At 68.6% G+C, this 23,003-nt stretch carries 19 protein-coding genes and 1 pseudogene; 11 read left to right on the top strand and 9 right to left on the bottom strand.

Features of this window, described 5'->3' with window-relative positions; genetic code table 11:
* The first annotated feature begins 14 nt into the window (after positions 1-14).
* Positions 15-557, top strand: coding sequence for an amino acid synthesis family protein (locus ACZ5PO_RS24110; RefSeq protein ID WP_464184430.1), 543 nt, complete (start codon positions 15-17; stop codon positions 555-557).
* A gap of 59 nt (positions 558-616) precedes the next feature.
* Here ACZ5PO_RS24110 and dusA read toward each other — a convergent pair whose 3' ends face one another.
* Positions 617-1,606: a tRNA dihydrouridine(20/20a) synthase DusA gene (gene dusA, locus ACZ5PO_RS24105; RefSeq protein WP_464184429.1), complete on the bottom strand. Its 990-nt coding sequence runs from the start codon at positions 1,604-1,606 to the stop codon at positions 617-619.
* Positions 1,607-1,693: 87 nt separating this feature from the next.
* On the opposite strand from dusA, the gene ACZ5PO_RS24100 reads away from it, so the two are divergent.
* Both ACZ5PO_RS24100 and ACZ5PO_RS24095 read left to right on the top strand, forming a co-directional pair.
* Positions 1,694-2,938: an MFS transporter gene (locus ACZ5PO_RS24100; RefSeq protein ID WP_464184428.1), complete on the top strand. Its 1,245-nt coding sequence runs from the start codon at positions 1,694-1,696 to the stop codon at positions 2,936-2,938.
* Positions 2,939-3,259: 321 nt separating this feature from the next.
* Positions 3,260-3,508, top strand: a pseudogene (locus ACZ5PO_RS24095) (con-10 family general stress protein); the annotation flags it as partial.
* 89 nt (positions 3,509-3,597) lie between these two features.
* Here the strand turns inward: ACZ5PO_RS24095 and ACZ5PO_RS24090 are convergent.
* Positions 3,598-4,188, bottom strand: coding sequence for a methylated-DNA--[protein]-cysteine S-methyltransferase (locus ACZ5PO_RS24090; RefSeq protein ID WP_464184426.1), 591 nt, complete (start codon positions 4,186-4,188; stop codon positions 3,598-3,600).
* A gap of 146 nt (positions 4,189-4,334) precedes the next feature.
* Here ACZ5PO_RS24090 and ACZ5PO_RS24085 point away from each other — a divergent pair, with 146 nt between their 5' ends.
* Complete coding sequence (locus ACZ5PO_RS24085; protein WP_464184425.1) at positions 4,335-6,383, top strand: NAD(+) synthase; 2,049 nt, start codon at positions 4,335-4,337, stop codon at positions 6,381-6,383.
* 85 nt (positions 6,384-6,468) lie between these two features.
* The gene (locus ACZ5PO_RS24080; RefSeq protein WP_464184424.1) at positions 6,469-7,581 is read left to right on the top strand and encodes an S-(hydroxymethyl)glutathione dehydrogenase/class III alcohol dehydrogenase; all 1,113 of its coding nucleotides are present in this window, start codon (positions 6,469-6,471) and stop codon (positions 7,579-7,581) included.
* Between the two features lie 217 nt (positions 7,582-7,798).
* Here ACZ5PO_RS24080 and folB read toward each other — a convergent pair whose 3' ends face one another.
* Complete coding sequence (gene folB, locus ACZ5PO_RS24075) at positions 7,799-8,173, bottom strand: dihydroneopterin aldolase (RefSeq protein WP_464184422.1); 375 nt, start codon at positions 8,171-8,173, stop codon at positions 7,799-7,801.
* A gap of 119 nt (positions 8,174-8,292) precedes the next feature.
* Here folB and ACZ5PO_RS24070 point away from each other — a divergent pair, with 119 nt between their 5' ends.
* Both ACZ5PO_RS24070 and ACZ5PO_RS24065 read left to right on the top strand, forming a co-directional pair.
* Positions 8,293-8,862: a hydrolase gene (locus ACZ5PO_RS24070; RefSeq protein WP_464184421.1), complete on the top strand. Its 570-nt coding sequence runs from the start codon at positions 8,293-8,295 to the stop codon at positions 8,860-8,862.
* Positions 8,863-8,878: 16 nt separating this feature from the next.
* Entirely contained in the window at positions 8,879-9,247 is a 369-nt protein-coding gene (locus tag ACZ5PO_RS24065) for a 4a-hydroxytetrahydrobiopterin dehydratase (protein ID WP_464184420.1), read from the top strand.
* A gap of 10 nt (positions 9,248-9,257) precedes the next feature.
* On the opposite strand, the gene ACZ5PO_RS24060 is transcribed toward ACZ5PO_RS24065, so the two are convergent.
* Positions 9,258-10,313 (bottom strand): histone deacetylase family protein, encoded by a 1,056-nt coding sequence (locus ACZ5PO_RS24060; protein WP_464184419.1) that lies wholly within the window; start codon positions 10,311-10,313, stop codon positions 9,258-9,260.
* 416 nt (positions 10,314-10,729) lie between these two features.
* On the opposite strand from ACZ5PO_RS24060, the gene ACZ5PO_RS24055 reads away from it, so the two are divergent.
* Positions 10,730-11,815, top strand: coding sequence for a glycosyltransferase family 4 protein (locus ACZ5PO_RS24055; protein WP_464184418.1), 1,086 nt, complete (start codon positions 10,730-10,732; stop codon positions 11,813-11,815).
* A 67-nt stretch (positions 11,816-11,882) separates the two neighbouring features.
* Here the strand turns inward: ACZ5PO_RS24055 and ACZ5PO_RS24050 are convergent, their stop codons facing one another.
* Entirely contained in the window at positions 11,883-13,694 is a 1,812-nt protein-coding gene (locus tag ACZ5PO_RS24050; protein ID WP_464184417.1) for a hypothetical protein, read from the bottom strand.
* Between the two features lie 384 nt (positions 13,695-14,078).
* On the opposite strand from ACZ5PO_RS24050, the gene ACZ5PO_RS24045 reads away from it, so the two are divergent.
* Positions 14,079-15,437, top strand: a complete 1,359-nt coding sequence (locus ACZ5PO_RS24045; RefSeq protein WP_464184416.1) for a malonyl-CoA decarboxylase — start codon at positions 14,079-14,081, stop codon at positions 15,435-15,437.
* Complete coding sequence (locus ACZ5PO_RS24040; protein WP_464184414.1) at positions 15,434-16,945, top strand: malonate--CoA ligase; 1,512 nt, start codon at positions 15,434-15,436, stop codon at positions 16,943-16,945. The genes ACZ5PO_RS24045 and ACZ5PO_RS24040 overlap by 4 nt, the downstream gene beginning before the upstream one ends.
* Positions 16,946-17,075: 130 nt before the next feature.
* Here ACZ5PO_RS24040 and ACZ5PO_RS24035 read toward each other — a convergent pair whose 3' ends face one another.
* Positions 17,076-17,432: a ComEA family DNA-binding protein gene (locus tag ACZ5PO_RS24035; protein WP_464184413.1), complete on the bottom strand. Its 357-nt coding sequence runs from the start codon at positions 17,430-17,432 to the stop codon at positions 17,076-17,078.
* A gap of 383 nt (positions 17,433-17,815) precedes the next feature.
* Here ACZ5PO_RS24035 and cysG point away from each other — a divergent pair, with 383 nt between their 5' ends.
* Positions 17,816-19,276: a siroheme synthase CysG gene (cysG, locus tag ACZ5PO_RS24030; RefSeq protein WP_464184412.1), complete on the top strand. Its 1,461-nt coding sequence runs from the start codon at positions 17,816-17,818 to the stop codon at positions 19,274-19,276.
* Positions 19,277-19,373: 97 nt separating this feature from the next.
* Here the strand turns inward: cysG and ACZ5PO_RS24025 are convergent, their stop codons facing one another.
* The 3 genes from ACZ5PO_RS24025 to ACZ5PO_RS24015 all read right to left on the bottom strand — a co-directional run bounded on the left by ACZ5PO_RS24025 (position 19,374) and on the right by ACZ5PO_RS24015 (position 22,909).
* Positions 19,374-20,330, bottom strand: coding sequence for a PfkB family carbohydrate kinase (locus ACZ5PO_RS24025; RefSeq protein WP_464184410.1), 957 nt, complete (start codon positions 20,328-20,330; stop codon positions 19,374-19,376).
* Positions 20,331-20,334: 4 nt separating this feature from the next.
* Positions 20,335-20,775 carry a VOC family protein gene (locus ACZ5PO_RS24020; protein ID WP_464184409.1) on the bottom strand — a complete coding sequence of 147 codons (441 nt, stop codon included), beginning with the start codon at positions 20,773-20,775 and terminating at the stop codon, positions 20,335-20,337.
* A 142-nt stretch (positions 20,776-20,917) separates the two neighbouring features.
* Complete coding sequence (locus tag ACZ5PO_RS24015; protein WP_464184408.1) at positions 20,918-22,909, bottom strand: glycosyltransferase; 1,992 nt, start codon at positions 22,907-22,909, stop codon at positions 20,918-20,920.
* Positions 22,910-23,003: the final 94 nt, after the last annotated feature.

The raw sequence follows: 23,003 nt of genomic DNA, 5'->3' as shown, positions 1-23,003 counted from the left end.
CCATGAGGCGCCCGATGATCCGCAAGCTCGTTGTCCATCTCGAAGAGACGCTTGGTGCCGCAGGGCGCGCGGTGCATCCTCCCGTGCGCAAGGCGATCGCCGCCGCCGTGATCTCCAATCCGTTCGCAGGGCGTTACGAGGAGGATCTGACGCCACTCTACGATGTCGGTCGCGACTTGGCGGCGCTGCTGGTGCAGCGGGCGATGAGGGCGCTCGAAGCCGAGCCCGCCGACATCGAGGCGTACGGCAAGGCGGCGATCGTCGGCCTCGACGGGGAGCTCGAGCACGCGGCGGCCCTGCTGCATCCGAAATTCGGGGCCCCGGTGCGGTCGGCCACAGGCGGCACGGAGATCATACCGTCGACCAAGACGATCGGCGCGGCCGGCGCGGCGATCGCGTTGCCGCTGACAGGCAAGACTTCCATCTGGAGCTTCGACCACATGGACGCCGCGGAGATCCGCATCGCCGATGCGCCGCATCCAAACGAAGTGATGGTCATTCTCGCGCTCGCGGCCGGTGGCCGGCCGCTGCATCGCATCGCGGCGCCCTCGGCGTGAGACATCGCGCGTTCCGGAGCAACTTCGGGCCTACGCGCCAGCCGCGCTCATAGCGCTGCTTAGGCCGCAGCCTGCGCCACATGCCCCTCGCGAGCGACCAGCCCGACGGCCTCGGCCAGCACCTCCGGGCCGGCGCCCGGCGCGGTCGCCCGCGTCGCCAGATGCCGGCGGAACGCGCGGGCGCCGGGCCGGCCGGGAAACAGGCCGAGCAGGTGACGGGTGATCTGATGGAGCCGCACGCCGCCGGCGCGCTGCACCTCGATGTAGGGCAGCAGCCGTTCCACCGCCTCGATCGGCCCGGCGACGGGCGCAACTTCGCCGTAAAGCGCGGGATCGACCTGCAGCAAAAGCTCCGGATTCTGATAGGCGGCGCGGCCGAGCATCACCCCGTCCGTATGGGCGAGGTGAACCTCGATCTGGGCGAGCGAGGTGATGCCGCCGTTGATGACGACCGGTAGGGCCGGCCACGCCCGCCGCAGGCGATAGACGCGATCGTAGTCGAGCGGCGGGATCTCGCGGTTCTCCCGCGGGCTCAGGCCCTTCAGCCACGCCTTGCGGGCGTGCACGATCAGCCCGTCCACGCCGGCGTCGACGACGCGGCGGGTGAGCTCGTCGAGGGCGGCCTCCGGATCCTGATCATCGACGCCGATGCGGCATTTCACGGTGACCGGCACCGACACCACCGCCTTCATGGCCGCGACGCAATCGGCGACGAGCCCCGGCTCCCGCATCAGGCAGGCGCCGAACGATCCGCCCTGGACACGATCGGAGGGGCAGCCGACGTTGAGGTTCACCTCATCGTAGCCGAAGTCGGCGCAGATGCGGGCGGCCTCAGCGAGCTGCGAAGGATCATTGCCGCCGAGCTGGACGGCGACCGGGTGCTCCTCGGGACTGAAGCCGAGCAGCCGCTGCCGATCGCCGTGGATGACGGCGCCGGTAGTGATCATCTCCGTATAGAGCCGCGCCCGGCGGGACAGCAGCCGGTGGAAGTAGCGGCAATGGCGGTCGGTGCAGTCCATTAGGGGCGCGACCGCGAACGTCTTCTGCATACCTCTCCTGCCAGTCAGATCGATTTGCGCGGCGGACCTGCGCCAGGCGTCATTGCCCCGTATACCAGCGCGCGGGTAGATCGATCCATGGCAGACAGCACCACCGATCTCCCCGGCGAGGCCGCGGACACGTCCCGCGACCACGCGGCGCACTGGCGCCGCAACCTGGTCGTCTGCTTCTTCGGCTCGTTCACCACCATCGTCGCGATGACGCTGATGCTGCCCTTCCTGCCGCTCTACGTAGAGCAGCTCGGGGTCAGCGGGCACGCGGCCATCGTGCAATGGTCCGGCATCGCCTTCAGCGCGACGTTCCTGTCGGCCGCGCTGGTGGCCCCGCTGTGGGGGCGCCTCGGCGACCGCTACGGGCGCAAGCCCATGCTGGTCCGGGCGAGCCTCGGCATGGCGGTCACCATGTCGCTGATCGGATTCTCGCGCAACATCTGGGAGCTCGTCGGCCTGCGGCTCATCGTCGGGCTCGCCGGGGGCTATTCATCCGGCTCCATGATCCTGGTCGCCGAGCAGACGCCCAAGGCCCGCTCCGCCTGGGCCCTCGGCGTGCTCTCGTCCGGCATCATGGCCGGCAACCTGATCGGACCGCTGATCGGGGGGCTGCTGCCTCCCCTCATCGGCATCCGCGCCACCTTCTGCCTGGCTGGCGGCATGATCTTCATCGCCTTCCTGGCGACCTGCTTCCTGCTGAAGGAAGCGCCTCGGCAGGCTCAGCCTCGGGCGGCGGCCGCCCACGGCCGCTGGGCGGAGCTGCCCCACAAGGACGTGGTCTTTGCCATGCTGGCAACCGGGCTGCTGCTCGCCTTCGCCAACATGTCGATCGAGCCGATCATCACCGTCTACGTGGCCACGATCGTCGACAACCCGCAGAGCGTGACCTTCGTCGCCGGCCTCGTCATGTCCGCGGCCGCCCTGGGCAGCATCCTGTCCGCCTCCCCGCTCGGCAAGCTCGCCGACCGCATCGGGCATACGGGCGTGATCGTCCTGGCCATGGCCGCCGCGGCGCTGCTCCTCATCCCGCAGGCGTTCGTGACGGACGGCTGGCAATTGATCGCGCTGCGCTTCCTCATGGGGCTGGCGCTCGGCGGCCTGCTTCCCTGCGTCGCCGCCGTGATCCGCCACAACGTTCCCGATCGCATCGTCGGCACCGTCCTCGGCTTCTCGATCTCGTCGCAGTTCGCCGGACAGGTCGCCGGCCCGCTGGTCGGTGGCTTCATCGGCGGGCATATCGGCATGCGTGCCGTGTTTCTCGGCACCAGCGTCCTGCTGCTCCTGGGCGCCGTCTACGTCTGGCGCGCCACGGGCCGGCCGGCGAAGGCATAGCCGCCCAGGGCCTGTCCCGTTCGGATCGCACCACGGCGGAACGGGCCGCAGCAGCCCCCGGACCGACGGCCTCCGCGCACAGGCCATCGCCGTCGACGGAGGCTGCGGCAGCCGGCCACGGCTGAGCAGACGACGATACAGCCACGTTTACTTATTTGCTCCGCTACAGATCGCTTAATAGAAGCATATTATACGTATTAACTTTATCTCGACCATATAAATCATGTAATCGCGCGAACGATCGGGAACCATGCCGACGGCTCGTTGGTTCGAATCACAGCGGTCTTATTCAAGATCGCTAAATTCAAAACGGAGACAATCATGGCCAATACGTCAAATCGTGGTTTTGCATCTATGGATGATCACAAGCAACGCGAGATCGCGAGCAAGGGCGGCCAGAGCGTTCCCGACGAAAAGCGCAGTTTCTCGCAAGATCATGACCTTGCCGCCAGAGCCGGCCACAAGGGTGGGCAGAGCGTGCCGGACGAGAAGCGCAGTTTCTCGCAGGATCGGGAACTGGCGGCAGAGGCCGGCCGCAAGGGGGGCGAGAACAGCCATGGCGGTCAGCGCCGTTGGCCTGTCGTGAGGGGGGCTTGGGCTTCCGGCCCCCCTTTCTCCGCGGTCTCTGCGCCCCGCAGCGACCCACCGGCTGAACGCCGTCAGAGCTGCCGCCGCCGTTGCGGCTTCGCCGCATAGGGCAGATCACCAAACAGGTTGGGTCCGCCGTCGATCGGCGCGCCTTCGATGGCGAGCATCCGCGCCTTGGTCGCGACGCCTCCATGGGCGGAAAAGCCGTTGGCCTTGCCGCCCCGCGCCAGCACGCGATGGCACGGCACGACGATGGGAAATGGGTTGGAGCCGAGCGCGCGGCCGACGGCCTGGGCCGCCCCGGGCTCGCCGATCCGGGCCGCGACCTCGCCATAGGTCAGTGTCTCACCCGGTCTGATGGTGCGCGTCACGGCGTAGACGCGGGCGTTGAACTCGGAAATGCCTTCGAGCTCGAGGACGGCGTCGGCGAGATCCCTGGGCTCCCCGGCGAGCAGCGCCACGATGTCGGCGACAACGCCGGCCACGGCGGCCGGCGGCTCGTGCTCCCGCAAATCGGGATGAAGACGGCGCAAGCGCGCCCGGGTGTCGGCTTCACTGCGCTCCGGCAGCGAGACGCGGACGAGGCCGACCTCGCCCCAGGCGACGCCGCAACGCCCGATCGCCGTGTCGAACAGATGGTAGCCGCTGGTGGCCGTTGCCATACCGTTTCACTCGTCCGCATCGACGCCGCCGCGCTTGGCCTGCGCCTCGTGCATAAATAAGTGTAGCGGCGACGCGAAAAAGGGTAGGCGGTGCCCACAGCGCTCGGGCACCGCCCGCACATCGGACGAGAAAGGCATGCTGGCCCATGGGCGGGTTCCATTCGCTCTACACCCACGGCTTCTTCCGGTTGGGGGCCTGCGTGCCGAAGACCGGGATCGCCGACCCTGCCTTCAATCTGGCGCAGACGCTGGAGCTGGCCCGGCGGGGCGATGCCGCCGCCGTCGGCGCCCTGGTGTTCCCCGAGCTCGGCATCTCCGGCTACGCCATCGATGATCTGCTGTTGCAGCAGCCGCTGCTCGACCGGGTCGAGCAGGCGCTGGACGAGTTGGTCGAGGCCTCGCGCACACTGTTTCCGGTGCTGATTGTCGGCGCGCCGCTACGTTGGCGCGGCCGGCTCTACAACGCGGCCGTGGTCGTCCACGCCGGCCGCATCCTCGGCGTCGTGCCCAAGTCCTACCTGCCCAACTACCGCGAGTTCTACGAGGCGCGCTACTTCACCCCGGGCACCGAGGTGCGGGGACAAACGATCACGGTTGCGGGCCGGGAGGCTCCGTTCGGCGTCGATCTGTTGTTCCGCTCGGCCGGCACCCTGCCGGTCACCTTCCACGTGGAGATTTGCGAGGACGTGTGGACGCCGGTGCCGCCGTCGGGCTTTGCCGCCCTCGCCGGAGCGGAGGTGCTGATAAACCTCTCCGCCAGCAACATCACCATCGGCAAGGCCGAGACGCGACGCCTGCTCTGCGCCAGCCAGTCGGCGCGGGCGGTGGCGGCCTATGTCTATTCCGCCGCCGGCCCCGGCGAGTCGACGACAGATCTGGCCTGGGACGGCCACGCCGCCATCTTCGAGTACGGCGAACGACTGGCGGAGAGCGAGCGCTTCCCGGCCGAGCCCGTGCTCATCGCGGCTGACATCGACCTGGACCGCATCCGCCAGGAGCGCCTACGGCTCACCAGCTTCGGCGAGGCCATCCGCGCGGAAGCCGACCGCGTCGCGCGCTTCCAGGCGGTGACGTTCACGCTCGACCAGCCGGCGCACGATGTGCCGCTTGCGCGCGACATCGAGCGCTATCCCTATGTGCCGTCGGACCCGAGCCGGCTGCGCGAGGATTGCTACGAGGCCTACAACATCCAGGTCCAGGGCCTGGCGACGCGCCTCAAGGCCAGTGGCACCGAAAAGGTGGTGATCGGTGTCTCCGGCGGCCTCGATTCGACCCACGCGCTGCTCGTCTGCGTGCGCGCCATGGACAGCCTCGGGCTACCGCGCACCAGCGTGCTGGCCTACACCCTGCCCGGCTTCGCCACCTCGCAGGGCACCAAGGCCAACGCTCTGGCGCTGATGACGTCGCTCGGCGTCTCCTCCGGCGAGATCGACATCCGCCCGGCGGCGCGCCAGATGCTCGGCGACCTCGGGCATCCGTTCGGTCGCGGCGAACCGGTCTACGACGTGACGTTCGAGAACGTGCAGGCGGGGCTACGCACCGACTATCTGTTCCGCCTCGCCAATCACCACCGCGGCATCGTCGTCGGCACCGGTGACCTGTCGGAGCTCGGGCTCGGCTGGTGCACCTACGGCGTCGGCGATCAGATGTCCCACTACAACGTCAACGCATCGGTCTCGAAGACGCTGATCCAGCATCTGATCCGCTTCGTCGCCTATTCCGGTGACGTGAGCGCCGACACCAGCGCGCTCCTGGAGGCCATCCTGGCGACCGAGATCTCGCCGGAGCTGGTGCCGGCCGATGCGACGGGCGCCATCCAGTCGACCGAGGCGGTGATCGGCCCCTACGCGCTCCAGGACTTCAATCTGTTCTACGTCACGCGTTACGGCTACGCGCCGTCGAAGATCGCCTTCATGGCGCTCAACGCCTGGGGTGACGTCAAGCGCGGCCGCTGGCCGGCCAACATCGCCGAGAAGGACCACAGGGCCTACGGCCTGGCCGAGATCAGGCGCTGGCTGGAGGTGTTTCTGTTCCGCTTCTTCACCATCAGCCAGTTCAAGCGCTCGGCCCTGCCGAACGGGCCCAAGATCTCGTCCGGCGGCTCGCTGTCGCCGCGCGGCGACTGGCGCGCCCCGTCGGACGGCAATGCCCATGTCTGGCTCGCCGAGCTGAAGGCCAACGTGCCCGACGCTTGACGGAGGCTTGCTCCCCCGCTCGGGGCTTGCAATCGGGCATCGCTTGCCGTTCCCATCCTGCTCCCAACCGCTGGAGACCTCCCCCATGAAAACGCGTGCCGCCGTCGCGATCGCCGCTGGAAAGCCCCTGGAGATCATGGACGTGGAGCTCGCGGGGCCGCGGGCCGGCGAGGTGCTGGTGGAGATCAAGGCAACCGGTATCTGCCACACCGACGCCTACACGCTCTCCGGTGCAGACCCGGAGGGCTTGTTTCCGGCCATCCTGGGCCACGAGGGAGCCGGCATCGTGGTCGATGTCGGGCCGGGTGTGACCAGCGTGGCGCGCGGCGACCATGTGATCCCGCTGTACACGCCCGAATGCCGCCAGTGTAAGACCTGCCTGTCGCGGCGCTCCAACCTGTGCACGTCGATCCGCGCCACCCAGGGCAAGGGCCTGATGCCCGACGGCACCAGCCGCTTCTCGTGCGATGGCGACCCGGTGCTGCACTACATGGGCTGCTCCACCTTCTCCAACTACACGGTGCTGCCCGAGATCGCGCTGGCCAAGATCCGCAAGGACGCGCCGTTCGACAAGGTCTGCTACATCGGCTGCGGCGTGACCACCGGCATCGGCGCCGTGATCTACACCGCCAAGGTCTGGCCTGGCGCCAACATCGTGGTGTTCGGCCTGGGCGGCATCGGCCTCAATGTGGTGCAGGGCGCCCGCATGGTCGGCGCCGACAAGATCATCGGCGTCGACGTCAATCCGGCCAAGCGCGCCATGGCCGAAAAATTCGGCATGACCGATTTCGTCAATCCCAGGGAGATCGGCAACGACAAGGTCGTGCAGGCGATCGTCGACCTGACCGGGGGCGGCGCCGACTTCTCCTTCGACGCCACCGGCAACGTCGACGTGATGCGTCAGGCGCTGGAGTGCTGCCACCGCGGCTGGGGCGAATCCATCATCATCGGCGTCGCCGAAGCCGGCCGGGAGATCGCCACCCGCCCGTTCCAGCTCGTCACCGGCCGCGTCTGGAAGGGCACCGCCTTCGGCGGCGCCAGGGGGCGGACCGACGTGCCCAAGATCGTCGACTGGTACATGGAGGGCAAGATCAACATCGACGACCTGATCACCCACAAGCTCACCCTCGACCGCATCAACGAGGGCTTCGACCTGATGCACGAGGGCAAATCAATCCGCGCCGTCGTGGAGTACTGACCCGGTCCATCGATTCAAGATCGTCGGCTAACCGATTGGATTAGCCGACGATTCACCAGCTGCTTCATGTGCTGATTCAAGTTCTTGCGGCTCGCGCATTTCGCCATTGGATGAGATCATCCAATGGCAGAGAAATGCTCATAACCTTTTGAATCTGGAGCGCTTCTCCTGCGATTGGGCGTGTCCACCCGATCGCCAGGCGCTGCAGAGCCCCGGTTCATCTCGATGACGGCCGGCGTCGCGTGATTTCGACCGTCACTCCGTCGAGGATTGCCGGCACCGGCGCGCCGGGCTTCTCCACCTCGACGGTCACCTCGTCCACCCGCGGGAAGGCGCGGAGCACATCGGCGGCGATGGCCTCGGCCAGGCCCTCGATGGTGCGGAACCGGCGGCCGGTCACCACCTCGCTGGCGCGCTGGGTCAGCACGCCGTAGTCGACGGTGCTCTTCCAATCGTCCTTGGTGCCCGCCTGCGTCAGGTCGAGCGTGCAGACGATGGTGATGTAGAAGCGCTGCCCGAGGCGCTCCTCCTCCGGATGCAAGCCGTGGTGGGCATAGAGGGCGAGACGGCTCACCTTGATCTTGTCGCTCAATTCCCGTTGCTCCACGCGCATACCGCTGCCGGCCGGAACGGCGGCGGCGAGCTCTGGCCGGCGTGCTACCCTACTTTGGGCACCCTCTACAATGCGCTGCACCATGAATGAGGTCTCCCATGTCCGCATGCGATCCGCGCACGACGGCGCTCGTCCTGATCGACCTCCAGAACGGCATCGTGTCCCGTCCTTTGGCGCCGCGGTCCGGTGAAGCCGTCGTGGCGACAGCCACGACGCTGGCCGGGCGGTTCCGGAGAGCGGGGGCGCTGGTCGTGCTGGTCCACGTCGGCTTCGCGGCCGACTATGCGGACGTTCCGCCGCAGGCCGTCGACGAGCCCATGCCGCTGCCGGCCGGCGGCATGCCGGCCTCCTGGAGCGCCCTGGTGCCCGGCCTCGCGCAAGCCGGCGACGTCGTGGTGCTGAAGCGCCAATGGGGCGCGTTCACCGGCACCGATCTCGACCTGCAGCTGCGGCGCCGCGGTATCAAGACCGTGGTGCTCGGCGGCATCGCCACCAATTTCGGCGTCGAGTCCACATGCCGCCATGCCTGGGAGCTCGGCTACGACACGATCGTCGTAGAAGACGCATGCGCCGGTCCGTCCGCGGAGCTGCACGAGATGGCGATCCGCTCTATCTTTCCCCGCATAGCGCGGGTGGTGACGGCCGACCGCATCGTCCTCGGTCCATGAGGTGAGGAGCATTCCGATGGCGCGACCCCAGGCGCTCGCCGCCGCTGATATCGAAATCCGGCTTCGCGCCGAGCTGCCCCGCTGGAGCCTCGTCGACGGCACGCTGCGCCGCACGTTCAAGACCGCCGGCTGGAAGGGGACGCTGATGGTGGTCAACACCATCGGCCACCTGGCGGAGGCGGCCTGGCACCATCCCGACCTGGTGGTCAGCTATGCTACGGTCGAGGTCAGGCTCTCCACCCATTCGGCCAAGGGGATCACCGACTTCGACTTCGCCCTTGCCCGCAAGATCGACGAGGTCGTCCTGTGGCAGCCGGCGCGCGAGGGCAGCCCCCTCGAAGGCACGCCGGCCGACCCACGCCACGCCTACATCGTCTACGACTGACAGCAGCAGGCTACAGGCCGGCGCCGCTGCGGAAGGCGGCGGTGAAGGCCGGCGCCGCCTCGGCGATGGCTGAGAGCGAATAGCCGCCCTCCTGCACGATCAAGGTCGGCAGGCCGAGCTTGCCCCACAGCTCGCCGATGTGCCGATAGGCGTCGGTGGTCACCTTGAGCTTCGACAGCGGATCGGCCTCGTGCGCGTCCCAGCCGGCGGAGATGACCAGCGCGTCGGCGCCAAATCCCTGCACGGCCACGGCCAGGCGCGCGTTGGCGTCGATGAAGGCCTCGTCGCCGGAGCCCTGCGCCAGGGGCAAGTTCAGGTTGGCCCCCTCGCCCGCGCCGATGCCGATTTCGTCGGCGTAGCCGTAGAAGTGCGGGTAGTAGGCGGAAGGATCCGTATGGGTGGACCCGAAGAACACGTCACCCCGGTTGTAGAAGATGGCCTGCGTGCCGTCGCCATGGTGCGTGTCGAAGTCGACGATGGCGACCCTGGCATAGAGGCGGCGCAGCGTCTCGGCGGCGATGGCCGCATTGTTGAGGAAGCAGAAGCCGCTGGCCCGGTCCCGATAGGCATGATGGCCTGGCGGCCGGCACAGCGCGAAGGCGGCGGGACTGCCGGCGAGCAGCGTCTCGGCGCCGCTGCTCGCGGCCTGCGCCGACGCCAGCGCGGCGCTCCAGGTGCCTGCCATGATTACGCTCGAAAGGTCACCCAGGTACCAGCCCATGCGGCCGATGATTCCCGTCGGCCGCGGCGGTCCGCGCCGGTTCAGGTCCCCGTCGGCGCTATGGTAGGACCATACGTTGGTCAGCACCTCCGGCCCATGGTTGGGCAGCGTGATGAACTCGGCATAAGCGCTTTGAAGGAAGTTGATATAGTGGTCGGGGTGAACCGACAGGATGGCATCCAATCCGCTGTCGACAGGTTCATGGAGCACCAGGCCGAGCTCGGTCAGCGCCCGCACGAGCGCCTTCGGCCGCTCCGGCGTCTCGAACGGATCGACGATACGGCCGTGCACCATGTATTGCGTGGGTCGATGGGCGAACTGCGCGTCGGAAAAAAAGAGCTTCATGTGCCTGTTCACTCGGGGATCGGTTCATGGCCGCCGGCCGCGGCCCTGCAAAGCGCGGGTCACGTTCCGGCAAAATCGGGCCGCGAACAAGCCCCGCCGCCCACGTCGAGGCCTCGGCATATCCCGATCAGACGGGCTCATCCGATCGGGTAGAAAGGCTCCAACTCTTTGAATCCTGAGCGCTTCTCTTGTGATCGGATGGTCCGCCCGATCGCCGGAGACGCACTCCGGTCGTGGGGCCTCGCCACCCCTGCAACGCTCGACAGCGCACAAGCGCCTTTACGTATGGGCACGCCGGGATGATGATCACCCTGCACTTGCGCGCAGGTGGCGGCCAGGACCTCGGCACGGTCCCAGATCCCGTCCGGCCGCACCGCGCTTCCGTGCCAGCCTGAAGACATGAGAAAGGATCTGGGTTGCGTATCGTTATGAGCGTCGACACCGTGGGGGGCGGCTGGACCCGTAGCCTGGATCTGGCTCGGGCCCTTGCGCCCCAGGGTGTCGAGACGACACTCGCTATTCTCGGCCCCGAACCGACGGCGGCACAGGACGCTGCGATGCAGGCCGTGCCCGGCCTCAAGTCGATGGTGACCAACGCTCCGATCGACTGGCTGGCCGCCGACGAAAGCGAGGTCGAAGCGGCAAGCCACGCCGTCGCCCGCTTCGCCAACATCATCGACGCCGACATCGTGCACCTGGGCAACCCGCTCATGGCCGGCTTCGGCCATTTCCGCGCGCCCATGGTGGTGGCTTGCGACCCTTGCGCCATCGTCGACTGGGCTGGCCGCAGCGGCTCCGAGCCGCCGCTCCCCCTCTGGCGGCACGAGCTCACCGTGCGCGGCTACGACGCGGCCACGGCCCTGGTTGCCCCCACCGCGGCGCTGGCCGAACGGACGGCCGAGGCCTTCGAGCTGGCGCGCCTGCCAGCCGTGGTCCCGAGCGGCGGCCGTCCGCCGCTGCCGGGCGGGCCGCCCCATCCGGTGCGCGATTTCGCGCTGGCGGCCGCCCACATCAGGGACCTCGCCGAAAACGCGTCGGTGCTGAACCAAGCCGCCGGCCGCACGCAGGTTCCCGTCATGGTCGCCGGCCCACGCGAGCAGATCGACGGATCGGCGGTCGATTTCGGCAATCTCTGGTCGCTCGGCCCGATGCCGGAGGGCGAGTTGGCCCGCTGGCTCGAGGCCGCACCAGTGTTCGTATCGTCGGCGCTGTGCGAGAGCGAGTGCACGCCGGTGCTGGAAGCGGCCCACATGAGTTGCGCGCTCGTGCTGTCGGACGTGCCGACATTTCGCGAGACCTGGAACGACGCGGCCGTCTTCGTGCATCCCGGAGACGATGCCGGGTTCGCCCACGCCATCGACGCCTTGATCGGCGATCCCGGCCAGGGCCTGCGCATGGCGGAGCTGGCGTGCCGCCGCGCCCGGTCCTACACCGCCGAAACCCGGGCGGACGCCCTGCTGAACCTCTACCGCTCGCTTGGCCGGCAGATGGAAGCGGCGTGATCCCATGTTGCTTCGCCCGATCGTGAAGCGCTCTCGAGCCGAAAGGCGCGCAGCACGATGGGCGGAATCATGAGCCGGATGCCGGCACCAACCGTTGCAGTCGCCGCGCATAGCGCAGCGACAGCGCCCGCATCCGTACGCTCTCGTCCTCGGAACCAGCCACCGCGGTGGCGCCCATGACCGACCTGCCGAGCTGGTAGGCTGCATAGCAGGGCAGCAGGAACGCCGTCAGGGCCTGCGACACGTCGATCTGCGCCGTCAGCGCCAGCACCTCGACCAGGCGCGCCTGCTCCGGCCCCGTCAGGTCGAACTCGCAAATCGCTCCAGCAACGTCCCAGGCGATATCCTGCCCGCTGACGAGATCGCGGCCCGCATGGTGATCCACCGCATCCGTCTTGAGCAGGCCGCCGTCCGGCAGCACCAGCCATTCCCAGGACTGCAAGCGGCCGTCGATCACCGCCGGCCGCACCGCTCGCTCGAGCTTCTCCACCTGGCGGCGCAGCCCCGCCGACAACGCCTCGCCGGCCGCCTCGCCAAGGCCGCTCGCGGTGTTCCGGCGCGCCATCACCAGCAGTTCGTCCAGCGGCGTGCAGACGAAGCCCTCGGGAAGCCGCAGGTGGCGGGCGCGAAACCCCAGGTAACGGCCGAGGTGCTCGATGAAGGCGGGGCGCGCGCTCGCCGGCAGCTCCAAGGCGCTCGCCTGCTCGACCCACCGCTCGACCAGGAAACCGTGCCGGAAGCCCGCGACGGCCGGCGTGAAGCCTGCCTCCGCCAACGCTTCGGCTAAGGCGGCCTTGCGCGGGCCTTCGCTGCCGAGGCCGACGAACTTGATGAGCCAAGGCCCGGTCGCGCTCTCGGCAAGAAACTTGAGCTGCTCATGGCCGGGATTGGCCGGCGGCCAGTCGGCCGGGATATGGAATCGGCGCTCCCGCCAGCGGCCGTAGGAAAGGTCCTCGAGCGGAGCCGTAAGCGGGCCGGTCAGGTCGGTGACCCAGGCCGACAGCCGGCGGCGTGGGTCCGGCGCATGCAGCAGCAGCCGTTCCGTCTCGACGGCGTGGCACGGCAGGGCCTCGCACAATCGACTACGGCCCGTCTCGTCGGGGTTGCCGTCGGCGCCCTGCGGCCGGGACGAGCGGCCGGACGGGAATTCCGTCGGGAACAGGTGGACGCGGTCGACGCCGACGCCCGCCTCGATCAAGGCTGCGGCGACGCGGCGCAGCGCCGTGTCGTCGAAGGGCCGGCCACCGTCGACGATGGCGACGGCGCGGCGGTCCACGGTCGCCGCTCGAACGAGGCTGGACGGCAGCACCGGATCCAGGTCCGACGGTGCGGGTGCGACCACGAACGGCGGCGGCGCGCCGAGCGCCGCGGCTACGATGGCGGCGAGCCCCGTGCCGACCCCGCCGATGCCGACGACGACGACCTGCTCCGGTTCGATACGGCCCCGCAGCGAAGCGGCAAAATCGGCAGCCGCCTGCCAATGGGCCTCCGGATAGATGCGATGATGGGAAAATCCATCCGCATCCCAGCTCACCAGCGCGCCGGGCAGATGGAGCGCCCGCAGTCGGCGAAGCTCGGGCGTCACGTCCAGGTCGATGTCCGTGAAGCAGCTCGCCCAGGAGCGGCAGACGGCACGGGCCAGCCGCATCAGCAGCGCCATCGCCGCATCCTGCTGCGCGGATCGTTCGATCGCGGGCTGCCGCCAATGGCCGGCGTCGGCCAGCCCCCGCGCCAGGGCCGCCGCCTCGATGAAGGCCGCCACCAGGCGTCCGTGACGGCTGATGCCCTGCACGGTCTCCGCCTGGACGAGCTCGTGGGAGATGCCGTCGAGCATGGCGTCGCCGCCTTCGACCCACGCCCGATCGCTGTTCACGATCATGGCCGGCCCTCGGCGGTGCAGCCCGGCGACAGGAGGCTTGTCGAGGCGAATCGATTCGAGGCGAATACGGTCATCGCTCCGGTCACATAGGAAGGGGCTGCCGGGCGGGTCAACCACCCGCCGGCTGTGGCGCGACATTCAGCTCCGCCGCAGCGCCGGATGAGCCCCGACGGGAGCCTCGGCCGTAGCCAAAAGGTGCGGCGGACCTTAGATCCAGGGAGCACGGACAATCCGATGCTGAAACAGGGCGCTGGAGCGGCAGCTCCTTGTCCGTCGCAGCTGCCGCTCCAGCGCGCGGCTGCGGCTCTTGCCTGCGGGCCAGACGTTGTACTGAATAGCCCATGGTCACGCATCGGGCTTTTGCAGCTCACCAACGGAGACACGATGGCGACGTCATTTCTGAACGAGCTGCTCGCGACGCTCTCCGAGCGGGGGCGCTCGCTGCTCGGCCGTCAGCGCGAGAGCATCCGGGGCGGCGACCTGGTCGAGCTCGGCCAGCATCTGCTGTCGCGCCGTGGCGAAGCCTCGGGCGTGGCGCTCGCCGGCGCCATCGTCGAAAATTTCACCTCGGCCAAGCTGTCGGCGCGGCTGTCGTTCCTGACGGCGCTCGCGGACCGCTTCGGCCCCGACCTGGAGCGCGTCGACCGGGCGCTGAAGGCCGTGCAGTCCGACCCGAGCCCGGCCGCCGTGCAGGAGCTGCACAGCGCCACCGAGGCCCGGCGCCAAGAGCTGATGCGCCGGCTCAACCTGGCGCCGGGAGGCACCGCCGCGCTCGTCCGCATGCGCGAGGAACTGCTCGACCATCTGCCGGCGCGGCCGGACCTCAAGGCCGTCGACCTGGATTTCGTTCAGCTGTTCTCCTCCTGGTTCAATCGGGGGTTCCTCGTGTTGCGCCATATCGACTGGACCACGCCGGCCAACATTCTCGAGAAGATCATCAAGTACGAGGCTGTCCACGAGATCCGCGACTGGAACGACCTGCGCAACCGGCTGGAGCCGCCGGACCGCCGCTGTTTCGGCTTTTTCCATCCGCAGCTGGTCGATGAGCCTCTGATCTTCGTCGAGGTGGCGCTCACGACGCAGATCCCGGACGCCATCGCGCCGCTGCTCGACCTCGGCCGCACACCTATTCCGGCGGACGAGGCGACCACCGCCGTGTTCTATTCCATCTCGAACACGCAGCGCGGCCTCGGCGGCGTCTCGTTCGGCAACTTCCTGATCAAGCAGGTGGTGGAAGACCTGAAGCGCGAGCTGCCGAACCTGAAGACGTTCGTGACGCTCTCGCCGGTGCCCGGCTTCGCCGCCTGGCTCAACCGCGAGCGCAAGGCGGACGCTTCGGTCTGCCTCGACGATGCCGCCAAGGGCGCCCTCGAGGGGCTCGACGTGGAGGGATGGCAGACGGACCCGGCGCGCACGGAGGCGGTGAAGAAGGTGCTGCAGCAGGCGGCGGCCTACTATTTCCTGCGCGCCAAGACCTCGAGCGGCCGTCCGGTCGACCCCGTCGCCCGCTTCCACCTGGGCAACGGCGCGCGGCTCGAAAGCATCAATTTCCTCGGCGACACATCCCCCAAAGGCATGAAACAAGCTTACGGATTCATGGTGAACTATCTCTACGCGCTCGACGAGATCGAGAAGAACCACGAGGCTTTCGCCGAAAAAAGCGAGGTGGCGGCCTCCAGCTCCGTGCGGAAGCTGCTGCGCGGCAATCTGGCCGCGGCACGCGAGCTCGTGCCCGCCAAATGAGCAGGAACCTTTATGACCGGCTGATGGCCGGCGTCGCCGACCCGGCACGCCGCGCCATCGAGACCGCCGACGGGCGGACTTTCAGCTATGCGGATCTCGGCCGCCTGTCGGCGCGCCTGGCCCACGTGCTGAACGCCCGCGGCGTCGCCGTCGGCGACCGCGTGGCGGTGCAGGTGGACAAATCGATCCCGGCGCTCGTCCTCTACCTCGCCTGCGTGCGGGCCGGCGCCATCTATCTGCCGCTCAACACCGCCTACACCCTGGCCGAGCTCGGCTATTTCATCGGCGACGCCGAGCCCAAGCTCGTCGTCTGCGATCCAGCCAAGCGCGACGGCGTGGCGGAGATCGCGCGGGCGGTCGGCGCCGGCGTCGAGACGCTCGACGCTGGCGGCAACGGCTCCCTCGTGGAGGCCGCCGCCGGCATGGCCGAGACGTTCGACACTGTCGCGCGGGACGACGACGACCTGGCCGCGATCCTCTACACCTCCGGCACCACCGGCCGCTCCAAGGGGGCGATGCTGTCGCACGACAATCTGGCGTCCAACTCGCTGACGCTCAGGGACTATTGGCGCTTCACGGCCGACGACGTGCTGATCCACGCACTGCCCATCTACCACACGCATGGGCTGTTCGTGGCCACCAACGTCACGCTGTTCGCCGGCGGCGCGATGATCTTCCTCCCCCGCTTCGACGCCGACGAGGTCATGCGCGTCATGCCGCGCGCCACCACAATGATGGGGGTGCCCACGTTCTATACGCGCCTGCTTCAGCATCCCGCGCTCGACCGCAGCACCACTGCGCGCATGCGCCTGTTCGTGTCGGGCTCGGCGCCGCTGCTGGCGGACACCCACCGCGCCTGGCAGGAGCGCACCGGCCACGCCATCCTCGAGCGCTACGGCATGACCGAAACCAACATGAACACCTCAAACCCTTACGACGGCGCCCGCATCGCCGGAACCGTGGGCTTCCCGCTCCCGGGCGTCGCGCTGCGCGTCGTCGAGCCCGACAGCGGCAAGGAGGTGCCCCAGGGGGACATCGGCGTGATCGAGGTCAAGGGCCCCAACGTGTTCAAGGGCTACTGGCGCATGCCGGAGAAGACGGCGGCCGAATTCCGCCCGAACGGCTTCTTCATCACCGGCGACCTCGGCGTGATCGATGCCGACGGCTACGTCAGCATCGTCGGCCGCGGCAAGGATCTGATCATCAGCGGCGGCTTCAACGTCTATCCCAAGGAGATCGAGGGCGAGATCGACGCCATCCCGGGCGTCGTCGAAAGCGCCGTCATCGGCGTGCCGCACCCCGACTTCGGCGAGGGCGTGGTCGCCGTGGTGGTCGCTCGCGATCCGGCCCTCGACGAAGCGGCCGTGCTGGCCGCTATCGGCGACCGGCTGGCCAAGTTCAAGCTGCCTAAGCGCATCCTGTTCGTCGACGACCTGCCGCGCAACACCATGGGCAAGGTGCAGAAGAACCTGCTGCGTGACGCCCACAAGGCGCTGCTCGCCGGATGAACCCAGGGCTGCTCTCGCCAGGCGCACGCTGGTCGTCGTCCGCAGCACGTCGTGCATCGCGCGGCGCGCTGCTGGCAGCAGGCGGCCGCGTCTCGCCGTGGCGCGGGCAGCCCAGCGAGGCCGCCGCCGGTCAGGACTGTTTGGCGATGATCTTGTCCTTGATGTCGTCGTAGACGTTCTGAGGGATGATCTTCTTGCGCACCAGATCGTCCTTGCCCTTGTAGGGCCGGCCCTTGATGATCGCTTCGGCACGCGCTTCGCCGATGCCCTTGAGCTTGTCGAGCTCGTCCTTGGACGCCGAGTTGATATCGAGCAAAGCGGCAGCCGGGGCAGCAGCCGGCGTCGTGGACGCTGCGGCGGGCTTCGCCGGAGCCGCGGTCGAGACCGCGGGCTTGGCGGGCGCCGGAGTCGTCTGAGGGGCCTGGGCCAGCGCCGTCGTCCCGAACAGCGCGATGGCGGCAATGCCTGCCCACATCGATATACGCATGACGCTATCTCCGTAGCCGATGCGTTTGCGGCTCGAATCCTGCACTTCGAATCCTGGACGCAGAATCCTGCAAACGACGAACCCTGTAGACGTACCCGGTCGCAACGGGCAGGGAAACCGCAAAGCAAGTGGCCCTGGAGCGTCTCGCGATCGGGCAGGCTCACCCTATCGCAAAAGAAGCGCCCCAGATTCAGAAACTTGGAGCATTCTCGATGCGATCGGATGATCTCGGCCGATCGGGACATGCCCTGGAGCATTTCGCCATTGGATGGGACCATCCAATGGCAGAGAAATGCTCATAACCTTTTGAAACTGGAGTGCTTCGCGATTGGGTGAGTCCACCCGCGAAGCGCTCCAGCCGCCGGAGTGAAGTTCGCACCACGATGAGCGTACCGACACCATCATCCCGCAAGCCGGAGGAGCGTCCCCGCGAACGGCTCGAGCCCCTGGCGACGCTGCCTGCGTTCTTCAAGCTGCGCGGGCGCCCGGTCGTGCTGGCCGGCGCTAACGCCGGCACGGCGTGGAAGGCGGAGCTCCTGTCTGCCGCTGGCGCGACGACCCATCTCTTCGCCCCCTCCCCCAGCCGCGAGCTGCGGGATGTCGTCGCCCGTCCCGCGGACGGGCCCATCCTCCTGCATGAGCGCCCATGGCAGCCGGCCGATTTGCGCGGCGCCGCCCTGGCGGTCGGCGACTTCGAGCATGAGGAGGATGCCCAAGCCTTTTGGGCGGCGGCGCGGGACGCAGGTGTTCCCGTCAATTGCGTCGATCGGCCGGCGCTCTGCGACTTCCAGTTCGGCTCGATCGTCAACCGCTCGCCGCTCGTCGTCGGCATTTCGACCGACGGGGCGGCGCCGGTGTTCGGGCAAGCCATCCGCGCCCGCATCGAGACCCAGCTGCCGCAGGGCTTCAAGCGATGGGCCGAGGCGGCGCGCGCCTGGCGCCCGGCCGTCCAGGCGCGCGAGCTGCCGTTCCGCGCCCGCCGGCTGTTCTGGGAGCGCTTTACCGCCCATGCGCTGGCCAACCCCACGCTGGAGCCCAGCGATGCGGAGCGGCAGCGCCTGTTCGCCGGTCTCGAACAGAGCGACGACGCCCAGCGGAGCGGCCGCACCGGCTCGGTGGCGCTGATCGGCGCCGGCCCGGGCGATCCGGAACTCCTGACGCTCAAGGCCGTGCGCTATCTCCAGTCGGCGGACGTCGTGCTCTTCGACGACCTGATCCAACGCGGCGTCCTGGATTTCGCGCGGCGGGAGGCGCGGCTCGTGCACGTCGGCAAGCGCGGCCACAAGCCGTCGTGCACCCAGGACGACATCAACGGCATGCTCGTCACGCTGGCGAGCGACGGGCTCAGGGTGGTGCGGCTCAAGGGCGGCGATCCGATGATCTTCGGGCGAGCCGGCGAGGAAATGGCGACCCTGCGGGCCGCGGGCATTCCGGTCGAGGTGGTTCCAGGCGTGACTGCGGCCAGCGGCGCCGCCGCGAGCCTCAGCGCCTCGCTGACCCACCGCGACGCCGCCCGACGAGTCCAGTTCGTGACCAGCCATGCGCGCAACGGACAGCTGCCGGAGGACCTCGACTGGCGGGCCATCGCCGATGCGGCGGCGACGACGGCGGTCTACATGGGGGTAAAGACGCTGCCCGAATTTGTCGCCCGCGTTCTCGGCGCCGGCCTGGCGCCGACGACGCCGGTGGCGGTCGTGGAGCGGGCCACCTGGCCGGACGAGCGCATCCTGCGCGGGCGTCTCGACACCATCGTCGGCCTCGTCGCCGCGGCACAGCCGCGCGGCCCGTGCCTGGTGCTGATCGGCGCGGCGATCGGCATCGACGCGCCCGCCGCGCCGAGCTAGAGCGGGATGATTTCTCTTCGAGCCATCATCTCGCTCTAAGTCATTATTTGAGCATGATCTTTTCCAAAAACCGGCATCCACTTTTTGGGATCATGCGCTAGGACGCGATGGCGGCGGACAGAAAGTCCTCCACTTGGCGGCGGCGAGGGGCGCCCTTGTGTCCGCCGAAGGTCAGGCATTTGATGGCCGACGCCGCCGATGCGAAGCGGATCGCCTGGCGCTCGCTTTGGCGCTCGGCCAACGCCAGCGCGAAGGCGCCGTGCCACACGTCGCCAGCCGCCAGCGTATCCACCGCCTCGACGGGAAATGCGGGCGTGTGTGCGACCTTGCCGTCCTCGAGGAAGAAAACGCCGTCGGCGCCGACGGTCACCGCAAACCAGGTCCGCTCGCGCCCGCGCAGGCTGGCGAGACCGGCCTGGGGATCGGCGGTGCCGGTGAACTCGCGCAAGCCCTGCTCGCTGAAGGCGACATGCGTCGCCAGATCGACGATCTCCGGGTGGCGCGGGGCGCGATCGCCATCGAGCACCGCCGGCTTGCCGGCTCGGCGTGCCGCGGCAAACAGCTTGACGGCTGCGTCCTCCCAGCGGGTATCGCCCAGGACGGCGTCGACCCCGTCGGGCAGCTCGTCCGGCAGCCAGCTTGGATCGGTCGGATAACGATCGTCGCGGTAGCTCACCAGCAGCCGCTCGCCACGGCGGTCGACCAGGATGGTGGAGACCGGCGACCGCGCACCCGGAAAGCCGCGCACATAGCCGCAATCGACGTCCTCCGCGTGCAGCGCATCGAGGATCTCGACGGCCGTCGCGTCGTCGCCCAGACGGCTCGCCAGGATCGCCTGTCCGCCCAGCCGCGCGATGGCGACCGCCGCATTGGCGGCAACGCCGCCGCTGGCGATCACCAGATCGCGGGCGCGGTGCTTCTCGGCCAGGGTCGGCAGTTCGTCGAGGGCGTAGATGAAATCGAGAGTCGTGATGCCGACGCACAGAACCGAGGCGGCGGCGCCACCGCCGTCGGCCCGGTATGGCGCGGCCGGACGACCACGGCCCGCCTTCATAGGCTCACCAGGTGCCGGTGTTCGGCATCGACACCCACGGCTCCGCCGGCGCCTTCGGCTCCCCCTCCTGCAGCAGCTCGATGGAGATGCCGTCGGGAGAGCGGACGAACGCCATGTTGCCGTCGCGCGGCGGCCGATTGATCGTCACCCCTGCTTTCATCAGGCGATCGCAGACCGCGTAGATATCGTCGACCCGGTAGGCAAGATGGCCGAAGTTGCGCCCGCCGGTATAGGCCTCCGGGTCCCAGTTGTACGTCAGCTCGAGCTCCGGCGACCGCTCATGCTCGGCGCGCCCCTCGTCCTTGGGAGCGGCCAGGAAGATCAGGGTGAAGCGGCCCTTGTCGTTGTCGATCCGTCGGGTCTCGACCAGGCCCAGCTTTCGGCAATAGAAATCCAGCGAGGCCTCGACGTCCGTCACCCGCACCATCGTGTGAAGATATCGCATCGTGCCGTTGTCCTTCGATGATGGCCTCGCGAGCACCGACGGCCGGATGGCCGCCGCTCGCGCGGCCTCGCCCGTAGGCGACCCGTTCAGCACGACCGGTATAAGCCACCGCCGGCCGCCCGGACAAATCGCGGCCCGGGCCTCACACGTAGCGGTGCGACACGAGGAATTCGAGGACCAGCGTCCGCGCCGTTTCCGCGGCGACGCCCGTGGGCATCTGGTCGAGGCGGGACAGCAGGTTGCTGCGGTTCTCATATTCGCGGATCTGCTGATGCAGGCGGCCCCGCCCATCCGCCGTGTAGTAGAACAGCGGATCGGGATGGACGAGATGCCGGAAGCCGGCCGCAGTGGCGCGCAAGAAGAAGTCCCAATCCTCCAGGCTCTCGCGCTGCTCGACGAAACCTCCCAGCGCGTCGAACACGTTCCGCCGCACGAGCGCGCAGGTATCTGCCAGGATGTTGTCGATCAAGCCGAGCATGACCGGCCCGCCCTGTGGCTGATAGCGCGCCAGAGTCGCGTCGGCGAGCGTCGGGCGCCGGGCCATCGGCTCCATGGCGACGAACGGTGCCGCGACGATATCGGCGCGGCTGTGCTCCATGGCCCCCCACAAGCGCTCGACCATGTCGCTAAAGGGGACATTGTCGGCGTCGAAGTTGAGCAGCAGATCGTTGCGAGCGAGCGAGGTGGCAGTGTTGCGGGCGACGCCGGCGCCGCCATTGGACTGGCTGTGGAAGACGTGGCCATAAGGCTCGAGCTCGGCCTTGAGCCGATCGAAATGTGGCCGCTCGGCCGCCGGCGTGCCGTCGTTGACGACCACGAGCTGGAGCTGAGGCAGGCCCATGCGCAGGAAGCTTCCGATCACCCGCTCGATATAGCGGTCATGGCGGTAGAAGGGCATGCAGACGGAGATGGGTGGGAGTGCCTCCCGCAGCACCTGGACGGGCGCCGGCGGGCGGGAGCGCGCCTGCGCGACGCGCTCCTCCACGTGCGCCAGCCAGGCGGCACGGGCCGCCGCCGGGTCGTAGCCATGGCGGAGCTGCCCGAAATCGATCGCATCCAGCTGGGACAGCTTGCGCTCCAGCCCCTGGACGGTTGCGGGAAAGCAGACACGCGGGTCCACCATCTCCGGGATGCCGCCCGCCTCCGCGGCGATGAAGCACGCGCCGCCGGTGATGGCGTCGATGACCGCCAGCGGACAGTTTTCGAAGGCGGATGGAATGACGACGACGCCGTTGGCGCGGCGGATGTAGTCCGCTGCGCGGTCGCGGTCCACGTCGGTATCGATGTGGAACTCGACAGGCGCCAGGGCTGCCTTGAGCGCGTCGAGATCCTCAAGCGAAGGCCCGGCCGCAGCGGGGCGAGCGAGCACGGAGACCTTGGCCGGCAGCCAGACCCCCGTCTCCTTGAGCCGGCGCAGCGCGCCGCCCAGAAGATGCAGCCCCCCTCTCGCGTCCAGGCGGCCGTAGTAGATCAGATGGCTGCGGTCGACGGCCTCCGGCCGGCCGGACGACACCTGCCCCTCGAACGTGTACGGGCAGATCGCAACCGCGGCGGGCAGCGCATAACCGCGCTCGCGCAACCACTGCACCATGTATCGGCTGGGGCCGATCAGGCAGTCGGCGTCGGCGATCTGCTGCTTCTCCGCCCAATTGAGGCCGCCCTCCTCGAGCGGGCTCGAGCCGAACGTGCGCAAAGCGGCATTTTGCCACTGGTTGGGCGCATGCGCGATGACGGCGACAGGCGTGCGGCCGAACGCCACGCCCATGGCGCGGGCGCGGACCGACCAGAATCCGTTGGCCTGCCAATCCTGAAAGATGATGTAGTCGTAGTCCCTGGTCCGCAGCAGCTCAAGAACGCCCAGCGCACGCTCGGTGTACCACCGCGCTCCCTGGATCGGCACGGCGGACGGCTCAAGACCACCCGGATTGACCAGTGTGATCGAGCGCCCGGCACAGCAGGCGGCCCAATAGTCCTGCTTCTGCCGGCCGATCTCCGTCGCGAACACGATCTCCACACGATGCCCGGCGTCGGCCAAGGTGCGGGCGTAGTGGGAGCAGGCGATGTCGATGTCGTCGCCCTCCGCCGTGTCGACGACAGCCGGCGTAACAATGGCAATGCGGCCGTCAGCACCCATGGATATCCTCGCTCGCCGCTCCGCAGGAGCGCTGGCCGACCGGTGGAATCACCCGATCGGACACACGCGCTCCAGATCCAAAAAGTCGGAGCAT

This window comes from Chelatococcus sp. KU-N122 (assembly GCF_055391085.1).
This window is presented reverse-complemented; position numbering and strand designations above follow the sequence as displayed.

Bases quoted from the DNA above. Each gene is read 5' to 3' on its own strand.
- ACZ5PO_RS24100 (WP_464184428.1), top strand. From the start codon at position 1,694: ATGGCAGACAGCACCACCGATCTCCCCGGCGAGGCCGCGGACACGTCC.
- cysG (WP_464184412.1), top strand. From the start codon at position 17,816: ATGAGCGTACCGACACCATCATCCCGCAAGCCGGAGGAGCGTCCCCGC.
- ACZ5PO_RS24085 (WP_464184425.1), top strand. From the start codon at position 4,335: ATGGGCGGGTTCCATTCGCTCTACACCCACGGCTTCTTCCGGTTGGGG.
- ACZ5PO_RS24050 (WP_464184417.1), bottom strand. From the start codon at position 13,694: ATGATCGTGAACAGCGATCGGGCGTGGGTCGAAGGCGGCGACGCCATG.
- ACZ5PO_RS24045 (WP_464184416.1), top strand. From the start codon at position 14,079: ATGGCGACGTCATTTCTGAACGAGCTGCTCGCGACGCTCTCCGAGCGG.
- ACZ5PO_RS24020 (WP_464184409.1), bottom strand. From the start codon at position 20,775: ATGCGATATCTTCACACGATGGTGCGGGTGACGGACGTCGAGGCCTCG.
- ACZ5PO_RS24035 (WP_464184413.1), bottom strand. From the start codon at position 17,432: ATGCGTATATCGATGTGGGCAGGCATTGCCGCCATCGCGCTGTTCGGG.
- ACZ5PO_RS24070 (WP_464184421.1), top strand. From the start codon at position 8,293: ATGTCCGCATGCGATCCGCGCACGACGGCGCTCGTCCTGATCGACCTC.
- ACZ5PO_RS24015 (WP_464184408.1), bottom strand. From the start codon at position 22,909: ATGGGTGCTGACGGCCGCATTGCCATTGTTACGCCGGCTGTCGTCGAC.
- ACZ5PO_RS24110 (WP_464184430.1), top strand. From the start codon at position 15: ATGATCCGCAAGCTCGTTGTCCATCTCGAAGAGACGCTTGGTGCCGCA.
- ACZ5PO_RS24025 (WP_464184410.1), bottom strand. From the start codon at position 20,330: ATGAAGGCGGGCCGTGGTCGTCCGGCCGCGCCATACCGGGCCGACGGC.
- dusA (WP_464184429.1), bottom strand. From the start codon at position 1,606: ATGCAGAAGACGTTCGCGGTCGCGCCCCTAATGGACTGCACCGACCGC.
- ACZ5PO_RS24065 (WP_464184420.1), top strand. From the start codon at position 8,879: ATGGCGCGACCCCAGGCGCTCGCCGCCGCTGATATCGAAATCCGGCTT.
- ACZ5PO_RS24060 (WP_464184419.1), bottom strand. From the start codon at position 10,313: ATGAAGCTCTTTTTTTCCGACGCGCAGTTCGCCCATCGACCCACGCAA.
- ACZ5PO_RS24080 (WP_464184424.1), top strand. From the start codon at position 6,469: ATGAAAACGCGTGCCGCCGTCGCGATCGCCGCTGGAAAGCCCCTGGAG.
- ACZ5PO_RS24090 (WP_464184426.1), bottom strand. From the start codon at position 4,188: ATGGCAACGGCCACCAGCGGCTACCATCTGTTCGACACGGCGATCGGG.
- ACZ5PO_RS24040 (WP_464184414.1), top strand. From the start codon at position 15,434: ATGAGCAGGAACCTTTATGACCGGCTGATGGCCGGCGTCGCCGACCCG.